The organism is Aquimarina sp. RZ0 (genome assembly GCF_008370685.1).
GTDB lineage: Bacteria > Bacteroidota > Bacteroidia > Flavobacteriales > Flavobacteriaceae > Aquimarina.
In genome coordinates, this window is record NZ_VTZU01000034.1 from 13,645 (window position 1) to 31,165 (window position 17,521).

Below are 17,521 nucleotides of genomic sequence, written 5' to 3' on the forward strand. Positions count from 1 at the left end.
ATTTACTGCATTACAGTATAACTATCAAGGGATTGTTTTAAAGTAAATGTTGGATTCTTTTTGTCCAGAGGGTCTGTGAATAAGTCTTCTGCACTTTTAAATTGTATTGTGAACATATTGTATTTAAGAATATTTCTAGTTCCTGTTTTTGGTTCATATTTAACCAAAACAGCTGTGTCATGAACATTGAAAATACTATTTTCTAATGAAAAAGATTTTTGGATATCCAGATATGTTTTAAAAGATTTATCAAATTTTACAACATTGGCAAAACCAGATATTCTGGAGTTGCTAAAATTTATCTTAGCTAAGTTTTTTGATGAAATAGCTGCATGTGTATGTTGGTAATTACTATGATCTGATAAATTGATCAGGGTAGCGTCTTTAACGATTACCTGTGACACAGATTCTTTGGAGAGCAACCCGGATTTTTTGTCATAACCATCTATTTCGATTGCATATGAACCGCTTATGTCTGTTATATATGGATGTCTGATAGCAATAATATTGTATAGCACACCTTTATACCCCAGGCTAAAATCAAAATCGTCATCTTTTGCCTTATACGAAATAAGATTATTCATATTTAAATTACCACCAATGCATTCAAAAGAATCATCCCCAGAATAACTAACCATTATATTGTTGATAATAGAACCTGATCCCAAAGCATAAAGGGACAATCCACTTAATTCTTTGGACGAACTATGTTTTTGTCCTGCATATTCAATTCGGACATACGTCATAATGGCAGTGCTTTCTTCACTGTTATTACCACCATATACAGAATATTGAGGGTTATAATCTCCTTCTATCACTCCAGTTCCTGATGGCGAATTGACCTTAGCAGATCCTGCTATTATAATTCCGCCCCAGTCTCCACTTTTTCTTCCTTTTGGAGAATTGTTAGAAGTAAATACAATTGGCTGACCTCTTAATCCTCTGGCTATAAGTTTGGATTCTTTAGCGATTACCAAACTAGTAGCTGTTTTATGATCACATCGTATAATTGATCCTTCCTGGATCGAGAGTGTGGCTCCGTTAGTTACATATACAATGCCTGATAGAAGATACACGGTATCATTTCTTAGGTATGTGTCTGTATCTATGATTGCAGGGAGTTGTTCTTCTGCAATTGGATAGGCTTCATGATTAGAATCATACTTTGTCCAGTCCATTGCCCATTTCATTTTGCCTTCATTATTTTGAGAAAATAATAGTATGGGTAAAAACAATAAAAGTGTTAGAGGAAAAACAGCTGATTTCATAATTATTTGATGACGAGGTTAATATTTCTGCAAACGAAATTATAGGTTATTAAGATTGTTTTTAATCAGTTGTAATTTTACGCAATAGTCGATCTAGTTTTAACGACGTTATTGAGTTAAAATTGTAGTTTTAATACAAAGAAAATTACAAGTAATATTTTTGTTGTTTTTTGAAATGGATAAACATTCTGATTTTAATATAATTACAGTTAGTTCCAATTGAATTCCATTTCTTTTAAGAAGTTTTTCCCCAGACTAATGTAATAAAAAAAATACACTTTTTATAAAACCACCTTAATTCTTAGGGTCTTTCGTGTCTTTTTTCTTCTTTTTTTTCAGAAATCCTCCTAAGATATCTTTTGCAGCGTCTTTAATTTTATCTTCAGGTTTCTCGGTATTTGTTTTTGTAGAATCTTTGTCTTTTTTAGATCCTCCTAATAAATCAGTTAGCACTTTGGTTCCTTCATTGACAATTTTGTCTTTGGCTTTACCTTTCTGTTTACTGATAATTTGTTGCGTTAATTGTTTTACAGCCTGTCCTGTGTTTAGGTTTATTTTAGGATTCGAAAAATTTCCTGAGATGCCTACAGGCATGGCAACAGTCATATCGTTGGCTTCTTTGTCACTAAGTTGAGAGAGAAGTCCGCTTACATCCTTTCCTAAATATTTTGCAGGAACATCTAATGCAACATTATAATCCATATTCATGTCAAAACTATGGCTACCACCTGCTTTGATTTTTATACCCTTAACATCAAACTCAAATGGTTTTACATTAATTTTCCCATCATCAAAACTAAGGGATGTTTTGATATTCTTTAGGTTTAATTTGTCTAGATTAATAAAATTAAGTTGCCCATCTAATTTGGATAATAGCGGGGTTTGCGATGTACTTACTTTGGCATTGAGTATTTCTGCTAAAGCATTTCCTTTAAGAGAAGTAAGTGCAGGAGTTAAGTCATCATTTAGATTTCCATTTAGATTTATTTGTGTCGTTAACGCTCCAGCCAGAGCTTTTGCAATAGGAGCAAGGCTCTGTAACAATTCTAAACTAGCAAAAGATTTTACAATGTTAATCTTGCTTAGATCTAAGTTCATACCAAAAGTAGGTGTTTCGGATTTGGTAGAAACTTTACCATTAAATGCGAGTCCACCATCAAATAGTTGAGAAGTTACGTTTTGTAAATAGGCAGTTTCATCATTTATTTTTACACTTCCTTTGGTGTTCCTTAGTTCCAGATTATCGTAGAGTACTTTTTTTGCATTAAAATTGAGAGTAGCGTCAAGAAATGAAGGGATTTTCAAAGCTTGCTCTTCAGTATGAGACTCATTGGTATTCTGTTCTTCATTTCCACTATCGGCAACCATAAAGTCAGCAACAGCAAATACATCAGAACTAACATCAAAATCTCCTTTGAGATCCTGTTTTGCAAAGAGGAATCCCATAAGGTTGCTAATTGTTCCGCCAGCCGTAAGATCTGATTTGCCTGTAGTAACAGTCATTTTATCCAGTGTGATAGTTTCTGGTTTAAAACTAACATTGGCCGTTGAAATTTCTATTTCATTGGGCAATTCGGGCGATGCATATTTGAACTGATCTAGACTAACCACTCCTGAGCTTTTTACATTTTGATATTGCTCTTTTTCTAAAGATTGCATATCAAAATGAGTGTTTATATCTGCTTTCAGAATTCCATTGAGTTTCTGTTCGAGTTCCAGAGGGTATGCCTTATCCAGATTTTCCAGATTTAGGGCTCCTTTTACGGCCATATCTACAATCATGTTTTTTGTGATATTACGTAGACTTCCTTTGGCAGCAAAAGTGTCCTGATCTATTCTAAAAGTTAAGTTTCCGATATTGATATACGTATCATCTATCAGACCTGTTTCATTCTTTATTTGGGTGTCTATAGTAATATTCTGTACACTTTTAGGAAGATCGGGATACTTAAAAGAAGCATTGCTAGAAGCAATTTGAATATCCATTTTTGGGATATAGGTATCATCTACTTTTCCTTTTATAATTCCATTAATAGAGAATTCTCCAGAGGTCTTAACACCACTAAGATTTTTGGCATATACTTCGGGAATTACCGCTAAGAAATTTTTGAAATCAGAGTCTGGCGTCTTAAAACTAATATCTACATCCGTGAATTTTTCATCTAATTGTACATAGCCGGCAAATGCCAGAGGTAATTGATTGATCAATGCTTTATTTTCTTTGAACGTATAGCGCTGATTTTCCAGATCAAGTTCTAATGCTGCGTCTAAATGTAGTGAGTGTTTGTCTAAGTATTTGGTATTGTCAAGGCTAAAAGATACCTCTGAGTGAGATTGTGTGTCAAGGATTATTTTATCTCCTGATAAAGAGCCGTCTCCACTATGATTAATATTGGTCATTGCCAGTATCGTTTTACTGATATCGTCCTGGAATAGTAATTTGCTATTATTAATTTCATAATGGCTTAATTCAAAAGTAAAAGAACCTCCTTCATCTTTTGTTACAGGCTCTGGAGTACTTGTATCTTTTTTTGTAATGTCAAAATTAGAATTGTTCAGAGAATCAGTCTTGATCGCAATGGTCGCTTCATCAACAATGAATTTTTTAACGCGAATAGGTTCTGATGCACCTTTAAACAATTCATTTATAGACATATCAAGGGATATCTTTTTTGCGTAGGCTAATGTGTCACCTTCAAAAGGAGTGTAATTGAGGAGAGAAAGCTCATTGATAACTACAGATGCTTGAGGAAAGCTTCTGATAAGGCTTATGTCAACATCGGCAAAATCTACTTTAGCATTTACGTGTTCATTCGCTAAGTATTTAATTTTTTCTTTTATGGTTCCTCCAAATAATAGAGGTATAGAAATAAGCGCGATTAGTAATACTAAAATCAGAATACCCAGTATTTTAAGGACTTTTTTGATCATGATGTGTGCTTTTATACAAAGTAACGATATACAGCGATAGATGTTACTATTGTTGAGTTAACTATTTGTTAGGTTTTAATTGTTCGAGTATTAGTTCCTCTCCTTGCATAAGTCTAAATCTGCGTCTTATTATAAAAACGCCCAGATATAACAAAGGAGTGTCTAGTGCCGCAATAAGTATTTTGAATAAAAAACCATTTTCTAATAATGTACCAAAACGTTGCCACTCTATAATACCTGTAACACATAATAACAAAAGTACGGTAGCAGTATCTATAAATTGCGAAAAAAAAGTAGAAAAATTATTTCTGATCCAGAGGTGTTTTCCTTTAGTGAGTCGTTTCCAGAAATGAAATACCTGAATATCTATATATTGAGCAAAAAGATAGGCTAGCATAGATGCTAGTACAGCAATAGCGGTAGCTCCAAAAACATTCTCGAATATTTCATCATTTACTGGTGACCAGCTGGTGGCTGGTACTATTGATGAAACGTAAATAATCAATAAAGAGAAGAGCGATGCAAAAATACCTGCTGTGACCACTTGATTTGCTTTTTGTTTTCCATATACTTCACTAATGAGATCAGTAATTAAGAACGTAATTGGATATGGAAGTATCCCAACAGAAATCTCAAAGGTATAGATCCCAAAAAAATCCCAGCGAAAAAATTTCTGAAAAATAAGATTAGATACTACTAATGAAGCAATAAATAGTGCGCCAAGGATAAAATAGAAACGATATGCAGTTATTTTATCGTTAAGGTTTAATGGAGTTTTATTCAAAATATATTAGTTAATAATACTTCATATAAAAACAGGATGAAGTGGTTTTGTTTTATTTAATTTGCTTTTAAAAATAAGTAGTTCTTTTCAGAATATAAATACCTAACATTGAAAACACCAAATCTTATACACATCTCATTAGGAAGCAATATAGGTAATCGCCTTGATTTTTTGCAAAAAGCGGTAGATGCAATATACAACACTTTAGGAGATGTTGTAAAGATTTCTGAAGTATATCAAACGCCAGCCTGGGGTTTTAGTAGTGACGATTTTTATAATGCGTGTATCCTTGTAAAAACATTCTATACCTCATTAGAAGTATTGGATCAACTTCTGACTATAGAAAATTCTTTGGGCAGAGATAGAGGTGATAAAAAGGGATATAAGGCAAGAACGATTGATCTGGATATCATTTTTTCATCAGAAGGAATCATCAAGACAGAAAAATTGATAGTTCCGCATCCAAGGATTCAGGAACGTATTTTTGTTTTGGCACCGTTAGCAGAGATTGCAGGAGAGGTCGTGCACCCAATATTAGGCGCTACGATACATAATTTGTTGCAAAACACATCGGATAGATCAAAATTTAATACGCTTGATGTTACAATATGCAACCCAAAAGAAAAGTATTCTTTTTCATCAATTCAGTATATAACGATAGAAGGTAATATAGGGGCAGGAAAAACAAGTTTATCAAAGCTTATAGCACAAGAGTTTAATGCTAAGTTGGTATTAGAGCGTTTTGCAGATAATCCTTTTTTACCCAAGTTTTATGAGGATATGGAGCGATATGCTTTTCCTCTGGAAATGTCATTTCTAGCGGATCGCTATCAACGATTACAAGATGATATTGCTCAGTTTGATTTATTTAAAGACTTTGTGATTAGTGATTATGATGTTTTCAAATCTTTGATTTTTGCCCAGGTAACACTACAGGAAGAAGAATATATATTGTATAAAAAAGTTTTTGATATTATGTATAGAGATCTACCTAAACCTGGATTATATGTCTATCTGTATCAAAACACAGAGCGCTTATTACAAAACATAAAAAAAAGAGGACGAGATTATGAACAGAAAATTCCTGCGTCATATCTGGATAACATCAATAAGGGATATCTGCAGTTTATCAAATCTCAAGCTCAGCTACGGGTAAAAATTATTGATATTTCTGAGAAGGATTTTATCGCTAATCGCTCTGATTATCTTTGGGTATTAGATCAAATTATTGTGTAAATAGAGTATTGCTGTTTTTTATTTGAATGTCTTTAAATAAAAAAAATTATACTTCTCATGACCTAATTTCTATACTGTTTTTATAACTCAAATGTTGTCGAAATTTGTTTCTCGAATTGCAAGCCATCTGAAGACTCTATGTATAAAGTGAAAGTGTATTCTTGATTCTCAAATTCTGCGATATTTAAAAAATCATTTAAAAAAGAAACTTCTATAATGTCATAGAAAAAAATGATATTGTCATTAATTGCTATAATCTCTGTTAAATTAGAATTAGCAGCAATTGTATCTCCGTTGTATATAAAACCTTTGTCCAGACTGATGCTAAAACTTTCTTCGTTTAACTCGTTTAAAAAAGTATCATTATCACAAGATGTAGCATAAGCAGATGTAGTTATGTCGAAATGAAAATTAGAAATAGGTGCATTTTCCGAGCTAAATGTTGCTATTATCACAAATTCATCAGTTACTATATCTGGATTTTCTTGGGGAGATTGTGTGTTAAGATCAAAAATTTGTAGTTGATTAAAACTTCGTATTTGAAAGACTTGCTCAGGACAACAACTATACAAAACAACGGACAACAACATAAATGATAGGTATATTTTTACAAAAACAGATGCATTATTTTTCATTATTTTTCATTTTTAAAATTCAATATTTTCTTACCGATCATCTGTTTTTTATTTTTTCACACTTTATTTAAATAATCTTTTCAAGGTATGTTTACCTGGTGATAGTGTATACAAAAAAACACATATATTAAGTGAAGATGTTCTTTATAAGTAATAATTACTCAGTTTTCGAAATGTATTATAAACTTGAAAACGATTCCCTTTGAAAAAAGTATACTAAGCAATCATAACGAATTGTAAATAGTTAAACTTTTAATAAAAAGATGTGTAAAAAAGAAAAAGGTTGCGTGGTAGTTATGATTTTAGTTTACAAAACAAATCCCAGATGACCACACCGGCACTTACCGAAATATTTAATGAATGCTTGCTTCCGTATTGAGGTATTTCGATAACATGATCACTGGCAGAAACAACTTCTTGTTGTACACCTTTTACTTCATTGCCAAAAATAATCGCATAGGTCTGATCGGGTTCTGGATCAAAATGGTCTAACATTATGGCGTTTTCAGCTTGTTCTAGAGAGATAGTTTTAATAGAATTAGATAGGAGTCTATTAACAAGAGTCAATGTATCTTCCTGATATTCCCAATCGACAGTATCTGTTGCGCCAAGTGCAGTTTTCTGAATGTCTTTATGAGGAGGAGTGGCAGTAATGCCACAGAGGTATATTTTTTTGATTAAAAAAGCATCAGCTGTTCTAAAAACAGCTCCAATATTATTCAGGCTGCGGATATTGTCTAGTATAATAATCAAAGGTGTTTTTTTTGCATCTTTAAATTCTGCAATGGTTTTGCGATCCAGTTCGCTGTTTTTTAGTTTTCTGTTTTTTTTCATCGCAACAAAAATATTATTTATTCATTCATTAAAAAAGAGTAATACGATTTGTGATTAAAAAATTCGTATAAATTCATTGAATTATTTTTTCTTTATGCAAGGCAAAAAAATCAAGCATAGCTATAGCTACGGTTTATTTTTTAAACGAAGTAGAAAGGAAAAAGAAACGATGAATATGCGAAATTTTTAGTTATAAATCGTATAAACCACTTCATTTTCATTGTATGATTCCTGACTTTTTTGACTAAAAATAGAATTGTGAATAAAAATGAATAACTACCATAATTCACATTTCAGAAAAAAATAGAGAATACTTACTTTAGCCATATTCGTAAAAAACTATCCCATTGGCAGCAAAGAAAGAAAAAAAAGTAACCCCATTAATGAAACAGTACAATGCTATTAAGGCTAAGTATCCTGATGCGTTGTTGTTGTTTAGAGTTGGAGATTTTTATGAGACTTTTGGAAAAGATGCTATTAGAACTGCTGCAATTCTTAATATTGTTCAGACAAAAAGAGGGAATGGTACAGATCAGGAAACAGCATTGGCAGGATTTCCTCATCATTCACTAAATACTTATTTGCCAAAACTAGTCAAAGCAGGAGAACGCGTAGCTATCTGTGATCAATTAGAAGATCCTAAGCAAACAAAAACTATTGTAAAAAGAGGAGTTACAGAATTAGTAACGCCTGGTGTGGCTCTTAATGACGAAGTATTACAGAGTAAAACGAATAATTTTTTATGTGCATTGCATTATGGAAAAAGAGAATTAGGAGTTGCGTTTTTGGATGTGTCTACAGGTGAGTTCTTAACTGCTCAAGGAGATATTGCTCATATGGATAAGCTGTTACGTAACTTTAGTCCAAGTGAAGTGCTGATCACAAAAGCTAAGAAAAAAGGTTTTCAGGATGATTTTGGTATGGATTTTCATACATTCTTTCTGGAAGATTGGGCTTTTAAAACAGATTATGCTCATGAAACATTAAATACGCATTTTGGGACTACTTCTTTAAAAGGTTTTGGTATTGATCATCTGGCAGAAGGTGTTATTGCTGCTGGAGTGATTCTTCATTACTTAGGAGAAACACAACATCATAAACTACAACATATTACCGGTATTCAGCGAATAGCAGAAGATCAATATATCTGGATGGATCGCTTTACAATTCGTAATCTGGAGCTTTATAATCCTAATGCTGCAAACGCAGTTACGTTACTGGATGTTATTGATAAAACAATATCTCCTATGGGAGGGCGAACCCTAAAACGATGGCTGGCATTGCCTCTTAAGAATATTAGTAATATTCAGAAGCGTCATGAGGTAGTACAATATTTTATCGATGATGAAACTTTACATCAAAAAATGCAACATCAGATAAAGCAAATTGGAGATATCGAACGTCTTATTTCTAAAATAGCTACGGGTAAAGTAAATCCAAGAGAAGTAATCCAGCTTAAAAATTCTTTGGAAGCAATTGTGCCTATAAAAGCGCAAGCAATCTCTAGTAATAATGAGGCATTAAAAGTGATAGGAGACACCTTGCATGATTGTGAGTTGTTACGAAATAAAATTAAAGAGACACTCAATGAAGAAGCTCCTGTAAATATTCTAAAAGGAAATACAATTGCCAATGGATATCTCGATGAACTGGATGAATTGAGATCCATCGCTTTTTCTGGGAAAGACTATTTGGATAAAATGTTGGAGCGAGAAACAGAAGCAACTGGGATTTCATCGTTAAAAATAGCATCTAATAATGTCTTTGGATATTACATAGAAGTGCGTAATACACATAAAGATAAAGTTCCAGATACTTGGGTGAGAAAACAGACATTGGTCAATGCAGAACGATATATTACCGAGGAATTAAAAGAATATGAGGCTAAAATATTAGGAGCAGAAGAGAAGATCCTTTTGTTGGAACAGCAATTATTTAGTGATTTAATTGTATGGATGAGCGAATACATCAAACCTGTACAGTTAAATGCAAGCCTGATAGGACAATTGGATTGTTTGTGTTCTTTTAGTCAGTTGGCTCAGGATAATCAATATGTGAGACCGGTTGTTGATGACACGCAGGATATAGAGATCAAAAATGGTCGCCATCCTGTAATAGAAAAACAATTACCTCCCGGAGAGCCTTATATAGCTAATGATGTTTCTTTGGATAGAGAACAACAACAGATTATAATGATCACTGGGCCTAATATGAGTGGTAAGTCTGCAATATTGAGACAAACAGCGTTGATTGTACTACTTGCCCAGATGGGGAGTTTTGTTCCGGCTGATCAGGCAAAAATTGGAGTCGTTGATAAAATATTTACAAGAGTAGGAGCAAGTGATAATATTTCTATGGGAGAATCTACCTTTATGGTAGAGATGAATGAAACAGCAAGTATCCTGAATAATATATCAGATCGCAGTCTGGTGTTATTAGATGAAATAGGTAGAGGAACGAGTACATATGATGGTATTTCGATTGCCTGGGCAATAAGTGAATTTTTACACGAACACCCAGCAAGACCTAAGACATTATTTGCTACACATTATCATGAACTTAATGAAATGTGTGAGACTTTTTATAGAATTAAAAACTATAATGTAGCTGTCAAAGAGCTAAAAGATAATGTGCTTTTCTTAAGAAAACTTGTTCCCGGAGGGAGTGAACATAGTTTTGGGATTCATGTGGCTAAAATGGCAGGAATGCCGCAACAAGTATTATATAGAGCAAATAAGATGCTTAAAAAACTCGAAAAGTCCCATAGTAGTGAAGAGTTAACAGATAAGATTAAAGGAATCCAGGAAGAGGATGAATTGCAGTTAAGTTTCTTTAATTTAGATGATCCTTTACTGGAGGGGATAAAAGAAGAAATATTACATATTGACATAGATACCTTAACACCGGTAGAAGCTTTGATGAAATTAAATGAGATTAAGCGTATGTTAACCAGGAAGAAAGCGCCTCATGTATAAAGTTTTTAATTCTTTTTTTAAAAAAGACTTTGCTATTACTAGAAATGTTTTAAATTTGCATCCGCAATAGCAATATTGTAACGTTCATATTACAACTGCGAAAGTAGCTCAGGGGTAGAGCATCACCTTGCCAAGGTGGGGGTCGCGGGTTCAAATCCCGTCTTTCGCTCTGAGATAAAATATACCAAGCTGAAGTGGTGGAATTGGTAGACACGTTGGACTTAAAATCCAATGTCCATTAGGACGTACGGGTTCAAGTCCCGTCTTCAGTACTAAACGGGATGATTCTATTTTTTAGGAATCGTCCCGTTTTTGTTTTATTTCGTTTTGTATAATAACAAAAGGATTACAGCAAACAATGAATGTGGATCAAGAGTATTTGTTGTGTTTATTCAAATGTTCTTGTGTTAGTCTAAAGAGGAAAAATTCTACATTTTTGACACCTCTAAACTGTGCTCTAAAGACTTTTATCTTTACATTAAAGAATTCTGCGAATGCATTTGTACTTCTTTATCGTTTTCAGATCCTTGAAGGTATGATCAAATCATTAGTTGAACACGATTTGCAAGTTATTAGTACTTGAAAAGATGTCCAGATTCTGGAAATGAATGTTCAAAAAGGCCATATTTACTTGGTCTGTTCAGTTCCTTCTAAAGTGTCCATTTCAGAATATATGGGTATTTTGAAGGGTAAAATAGCGATAAAGCTATTTAAGACTTATCCAAACCTTAAACAGAAACCTTATTGGGGTAATCATTTTTGGTCAAGAGGTTATTTGTGAGTACAGTTGGATTAGATGAAGATATGATTAAACGATATGCGAAGTATCAAGAACATCATGAATGAGTCTTATTACCCTTTGGGTCTAATCTGAAAATCAATGTAATAATTAATTCTCTTATGAAGGTTGTTAAGTTCAATATTTTCTTCTGATTTTGAAAATACCTGTATTGCATAAGAACTCTTGATATCTATGCTAACTAAAATTCATGAATCATATGGGATATAGATCACGATCAGACAAAAGTGCTATAAAATCAGGAAATGACTCTACTAGTATTTTTAATTCACTTTTGCATATTTTGTGGCTTAAAGAAATAGAATAATAAGATTACTAAGAGCGTTTTTTACACAAAGCATTATTGTTACCTTTTCGCTCATTGGTTATAATTATTTGTATTTATCTTGAATTTAATAAAGCTTGACAAGAATTTGATAATTCTAATTCATCCCAAGATAACATGCTGTGATGTTCAGTATTAATTACTGATTACCTGTTTTTTTCTTTCCAATCTTCAATTGTAAAATAGAATATTTTTATAGTGAATTAAAAAAAGTTCAAATCACTTCGATGAACTTATCTTGAGTAGTCGTTTTCAACCAAAAAGTTTGGCTTTTGTACTATAATGAAGTAGGTTTTTTTCAGCATAGCCATATGGTTAAAAAAACAAAATTAGCGTGCAACATGTAAATTTTGTAAGTCAAAGCATTACTCAAGATAAGTTCGATGAGAAAACTACTTCGAAGCAAGCCCAAGAGTATTTAAATCTCGATTATCGAGTAAAAACCAGAAAGAAAACCGATTGATCACTTTCCTAAAACCATTTTCTATATTCATTCTAAGTGAGCTCTATAGTTATGTTAATATAATTGTTAATTAAAGCTAATTTTATGTTAATTAATTTATCATTGCTTAAAGATTTTTAGCTCTTTTTTGTTTAGTTAATTTTAGTTAATTAAACTGTTAAAAATTCTAAAATGGAAATCGTAGTTTTAGATTAAATTTACTTTTGCCGCCAAATAACAATGGGGAATTTTTGTCTTAATAATATCTGTAATGTCCTATTTTTATTATTAAAACTTTAAAAAACACAATTATTAAATTCATTTATTTTGAATGCTTAAAATATGATAATACTCAATTTTATCCCAGAAAAATATTAGTATTTTAAAAACAATATTCTAAAAAAAACTTTAATAAATAGTAAACTATAAAATTTTATAAAATGATCAAAAAATTAACATTTTTAACAACATTTGTGTTATTTGCGATTTTATCACAAGCTCAGGATCGAGTGCTAATATTTCATAAAACAAATGGATTTAGGCATTCTGGAGGTATTAATGGAGCAATTGAATTAATTACAGATCTAGGAAATAGAAATGGTTGGGAAACAGATAATTCTAAAAATGCTTCTGTATTTACTGATGCCAATTTGAGAAAGTATGATGTAGTTGTTTGGGCCAATACTTCTGGAAATAATTTATTGAATGGTTCTCAACGTAGAGCTTTTGAAAAATTTATTTCTAATGGTGGAGGTTTTGTAGGAATCCATGCTGCAACAGATACTTATAGGAATAGAAGCTGGCCATTTTATAATGAATTAGTGGGAGCCATCGTTCAGAACAGACCTAATCATACAAGAAATAATTTGCAAGGAGAGATGAAAAAAATTGGAAGACATCCTATTACGGCGCATCTTGGGGCTTCCTGGACAAAGAAGGAAGAATGGTACTATTGGGACCTGAATGGAGGAAAGCTTTTCCCAGGAAACAACGTCCTTTTAGAAGTAAAGAAAACTGGTAATAAGTCATATGATAGAAAACGACCTATTACCTGGTATAAAAATTTTAGAGGAGGGCGATCATTTTATACTGCACTCGGACATAATAATTCAGACTATAAAATAAATAGTCCTTTTGGAATAATGTTAAAAAATGCAATTATATGGACAGGAAATCTGACTACAAACAAAGAAAATCTTAACATGTTCCATTCTGATAGTAAAAAAGACCTAAAGATAAATTCTGCATTTCCAAATCCTACCAAGAATTATATAAATATAAATGAATCGAATGATTGGGATCTTATGGATTTAAAAGGAACAATTATTAATTCAGGGTCTGGAGATCGTATTGATTTGTCAGGATATAAGTCAGGGATGTATTTATTGAAGTCTGATGAAACAATATTAAAAATAATAAAGGAATAATTTATATAACCAGCAGTAACTGTCATATCAATTACATACGAATTAATAATTGTAAAATTTTTACAATAAATCCTATTGTGATTTATAGAATTAGAATATAAAATAACCACTAATATTTCTAAAAATGATATACATAGAATTTTGAATTCTATTGGAGTGTATACATAGTTTATTTCTGCAGAGTATTTTGTAGATAATTAATTGTTTAAAAAAATAATGCTTTACAGAAATAAACTGATAGTTGCACAATTTATACATTTTACTTTTAGGGTGAAAGTGTTTTAAATTGTTTATTAAGTATTGAAAAAAGCCAAGCTCATTATGAGTTTTTAACCAACCGAAATTATTCAATTATGAAAAGAAAACTAACTCACAAAAACGTAATTACCAGTGCTATTATACTTGGTGTCATCCTGCTGATTGTACCAAAAACCTATGGACAGCATAAACAAGCTGTTAGGAATCAACTTTCAGCAAATTCGGGTATTCCCAGGTTTATCAATTTTGATGTTTCTCAAAAAAATAGTACAAATAGGATACAGGTTAGCGATACTGAGGTGTTAAAGCAGTATTTGCCACTCAATGAATCTGATTCCTATAAACTTGTAAGAACTTTTACCGATGCCTTAGGAATAACGCACAGTGTTTTTCAGCAGTATTATAATCAGATGGAAGTAGCTTTTGCTACCTATACAGTGCATAAAAAAGGAAAAATGTTGCAGAGTCTTACGGGTAATTTTGTTGAGGTAAGCCAGCAGACAATAAAATCACCATTGCTTACAGAAAAAAAAGCATTAGAGAAAGCGCTAAAGTTTATAGGAGCCAACACGTACAGCTGGGAGAGTGATAATGATTTTTTTAAAGAAGATGATTTAAAAAGAGTCCCCAAAGGTACACTTGTGATTTGTAAAGATTTTAATACCTCTAATGATGATACAGGATACCTTTCATATAAGTTCCGCATTGCTACAATAGAACCTATCGCTATGATAGATATATTTATTAATGCTGCTAATGGAAAATTACTATTATACAACTCACTCATAAACAATCATACTTGTAATGCTTTAGAATCAAATACTAAGGAGTCTGATAATATATCAAAAGTCGATGAGATTATTCCTGGTAATGCCGCTACGAGATATTATGGTGAGCAAAGTATAGAAACAGAGCAGGTATCAGATGGGTATCGTCTTTTTGATACTACTCGAGGAAATGGGATACATACAAAAAATGCAAATAAAACAACACAGCAAGAAATATTAGGAGGTTACAATTTTAGTGATGCTACAGATTTTATAGACAATGATAATCATTGGACGGCTGCAGAGTGGGATAATACGAATCTTGATAATGCGGCATTAGATGCGCATTGGGCAATGTCAAAAATCTATGATTATTATAAAGAGACTCACAATAGAAAAAGTTATGATAATAATGATTCACCTTTACAAAGTTTAGTACACGTAGGAGATGAATACAGAAATGCATTCTGGTACAATCAAACCATGTATTATGGTGATAGTGATGATCAGTCACCATTGACTACGATTGATATTGCTGCTCATGAGATGACCCACGGAGTTACTACCAATAGTGCTAATCTGATTTATTATTCAGAATCAGGAGCTTTGAATGAGGCAATGAGTGATATTTTTTCTGCTGCTGTACGTGTAAGTAAAACACCTGATGTATATCCCTGGAATCTGGTTATTGGTAGTTCTACAATAAGAGATATGTCGAATCCCAATAGTAAACAAGATCCGGACACTTATAAAGGAACTTATTGGGCAGGAGAAAGATTTCAAATAATAAATGGAGATAACAGAGGAGTACATACCAATAGTGGAGTCTTAAATTATTGGTTTTACCTTTTGTCTGAGGGAGGTCAGGGAACCAATGATGATGGTACTGCATATGATGTGAAAGCTATCGGAATAGCCAAAGCAGAAAAAATAGCATATCGTATGCTTACTGTCTATCTGGAGCCTACATCTGATTATATATTTGCAAAATCCGCTGGAATAAAATCTTCTGAAGATCTTTTTGGAATAAATACTTTTGAAACTCAACAGGTAAAAGAAGCCTTTAAGGCAGTAGGAGTGGATGAGTCTAAAGTAATAATTTGTGATCCCGTAAGTGCAGTTACACTTGATTTTGTTTCGGTAAGTGAGATATCTTGTAGTTGGAAATATCCTGGGAGTGAAATAAATGATTTTGATAATTTTGTAAATATACGATACCGCCCCGTTGGAGAAACAGCGTATTCATATAGTATTGTTGAATTTGGCTCATCATTTACCATTAAAAAGACGAATCCAGGAGATTATGAAATAGGGGTAAAAAGATCTTGTAATCCTGATTGGTTTACTGTTTTTGTAGATAAAGTAATACCCTGCGAAAATGTGTCTAATATTAATGTTCTCAATATAGAAGATAGAAAAGCGACGATATCCTGGGATGCCGTCTCTGGAGCAGAAAATTACGCTGTTTATGATGGGGAGGTAACCACAATAACTAAAGAAACCCATGCTGCCGTTTCCTATTTTCCACATACAGGGGAGCAAAAAATAACTGTACAAGCTAATTGTAGTCCTCAAACCACATCACTTTTCTTTGCGGCTATAGATCCGCCAGTTATAAAAATTACTTCACCAATTAATAATGAAGAGGTAAGAGGTTCATTTGATGTAGCATTCAGTTTAGAAAATATAAATTTTGATTTCGGAACGAATAACTCACAAAATAAAAAATCAGGAATTAACTATTATATAGATGATGAAATAGTTGGATTTTGGGATTCTAAAGAAGAACCAATTACACTATCCTCTTTAACTCCTGGAAGGCATACAATTAGACTTGTGTTGATTAGTTTTGATGAAGAATATCACAATACTCCTCAAGCTACCGATTCTGTGGATGTTACTGTTCTCGAGGAAAATAATTGTGATTTTTCTCCTCAAATAACACCACTGGCATCTGTTAATGAGCAGTATGAGAATGCATTTGTTATCGGTAACGGACCAGCGTTTAATAACCTTAAAGACTTTACAATCAATTGGGACTTAATCAACAAAAAATTGTATCAGTTTTCTATATTGACTACAGACGGAGTTCCTAATTGGTGGAATGATCTACTACCTAATATAACACACTCCTTAGATCTTTCAAACCCCAAAATTAACATCCAAAATTCTGGGATAGAAAAACTAGATGGAGAATATACTATTACAAAAGATGATGACTATCTTATTTTGATTTCCGAAACGGATAATTTCACTATTGTTTTTAGTAATAGTAATGAATTACCCTGTAATGAAGAGCGTAGTTTATTATCTGCAGTTAATCATACAAAAAAAGATGTAGAATTAATAGTTACCACCTATCCGAACCCTGTAGGTACAGTCCTTAATATTCTGCCACCGTCAGGAATTACTGAAGGCGTGATCAATATTTATGATATACAGGGAAGAAAGGTAAAAACAAAACCTTTTAAAAATGAATCAATAATTACTATTGATGTAAATGGGCGCATGAAAAATGGAGTTTATTATCTGGAAGTAGTTTCTGAAAAAAATAAGTTTACTTCATTAGTCATTAAGAAGTAATACCAGTTCTTTGATGAAATTTGTCCAGATGAGACTTTTGTAGGAAATAGAAAAAGTCAAGATGAGTTCATGGTAGGCATAAAGGAATAGATTAAATAGAAGACCGCCTAAAAGTTTTTTTAGGTGGTCTTTTGCTTTGATACTATTTCTAATTTAAAACTACTCATTCAGATTTCTCTTTTTCATTCCCTTTTATTTCACATATAGGGAAATAATAAATGTGAACCCATCATTATACCGGTTCTTAGATGAAATTA

The 17,521-nt window shown here is 32.4% G+C and carries 10 protein-coding genes and 2 tRNA genes; 7 read left to right on the top strand and 5 right to left on the bottom strand.

Annotated elements, in window-relative coordinates; all coding sequences use genetic code 11:
• Window positions 1-2: 2 nt before the first annotated feature.
• The 3 genes from F0000_RS13910 to F0000_RS13920 form a co-directional block, all read right to left on the bottom strand.
• Entirely contained in the window at window positions 3-1,268 is a 1,266-nt protein-coding gene (locus F0000_RS13910) for a hypothetical protein (protein WP_149625331.1), read from the bottom strand.
• Window positions 1,269-1,562: 294 nt separating this feature from the next.
• On the bottom strand, window positions 1,563-4,199 hold the full coding sequence (locus F0000_RS13915) for an AsmA-like C-terminal region-containing protein (protein WP_255452752.1): 2,637 nt from the start codon (window positions 4,197-4,199) through the stop codon (window positions 1,563-1,565).
• A gap of 61 nt (window positions 4,200-4,260) precedes the next feature.
• Window positions 4,261-4,983, bottom strand: coding sequence for a queuosine precursor transporter (locus F0000_RS13920; RefSeq protein ID WP_149625332.1), 723 nt, complete (start codon window positions 4,981-4,983; stop codon window positions 4,261-4,263).
• A 108-nt stretch (window positions 4,984-5,091) separates the two neighbouring features.
• On the opposite strand from F0000_RS13920, the gene folK reads away from it, so the two are divergent.
• On the top strand, window positions 5,092-6,219 hold the full coding sequence (gene folK, locus F0000_RS13925; RefSeq protein WP_149625333.1) for a 2-amino-4-hydroxy-6-hydroxymethyldihydropteridine diphosphokinase: 1,128 nt from the start codon (window positions 5,092-5,094) through the stop codon (window positions 6,217-6,219).
• Between the two features lie 80 nt (window positions 6,220-6,299).
• Here folK and F0000_RS13930 read toward each other — a convergent pair whose 3' ends face one another.
• Window positions 6,300-6,854 carry a hypothetical protein gene (locus tag F0000_RS13930; protein WP_149625334.1) on the bottom strand — a complete coding sequence of 185 codons (555 nt, stop codon included), beginning with the start codon at window positions 6,852-6,854 and terminating at the stop codon, window positions 6,300-6,302.
• A 294-nt stretch (window positions 6,855-7,148) separates the two neighbouring features.
• Window positions 7,149-7,688, bottom strand: a complete 540-nt coding sequence (locus F0000_RS13935; RefSeq protein ID WP_149625335.1) for an RNA methyltransferase — start codon at window positions 7,686-7,688, stop codon at window positions 7,149-7,151.
• 383 nt (window positions 7,689-8,071) lie between these two features.
• Here F0000_RS13935 and mutS point away from each other — a divergent pair, with 383 nt between their 5' ends.
• The 6 genes from mutS (at window position 8,072) to F0000_RS13970 (ending at window position 17,264) form a co-directional block, all read left to right on the top strand.
• Window positions 8,072-10,663, top strand: a complete 2,592-nt coding sequence (gene mutS / locus F0000_RS13940; protein WP_149625385.1) for a DNA mismatch repair protein MutS — start codon at window positions 8,072-8,074, stop codon at window positions 10,661-10,663.
• Window positions 10,664-10,760: 97 nt separating this feature from the next.
• Window positions 10,761-10,832 (top strand) — tRNA-Gly (locus F0000_RS13945).
• 19 nt (window positions 10,833-10,851) lie between these two features.
• A tRNA-Leu gene (locus F0000_RS13950) sits at window positions 10,852-10,935 on the top strand.
• 332 nt (window positions 10,936-11,267) lie between these two features.
• Window positions 11,268-11,444, top strand: a complete 177-nt coding sequence (locus F0000_RS28285) for a transposase (protein WP_255452753.1) — start codon at window positions 11,268-11,270, stop codon at window positions 11,442-11,444.
• Window positions 11,445-12,669: 1,225 nt separating this feature from the next.
• Window positions 12,670-13,656: a ThuA domain-containing protein gene (locus tag F0000_RS13965; RefSeq protein ID WP_149625336.1), complete on the top strand. Its 987-nt coding sequence runs from the start codon at window positions 12,670-12,672 to the stop codon at window positions 13,654-13,656.
• 353 nt (window positions 13,657-14,009) lie between these two features.
• On the top strand, window positions 14,010-17,264 hold the full coding sequence (locus F0000_RS13970) for a M4 family metallopeptidase (protein WP_149625337.1): 3,255 nt from the start codon (window positions 14,010-14,012) through the stop codon (window positions 17,262-17,264).
• Window positions 17,265-17,521 lie beyond the last annotated feature (257 nt).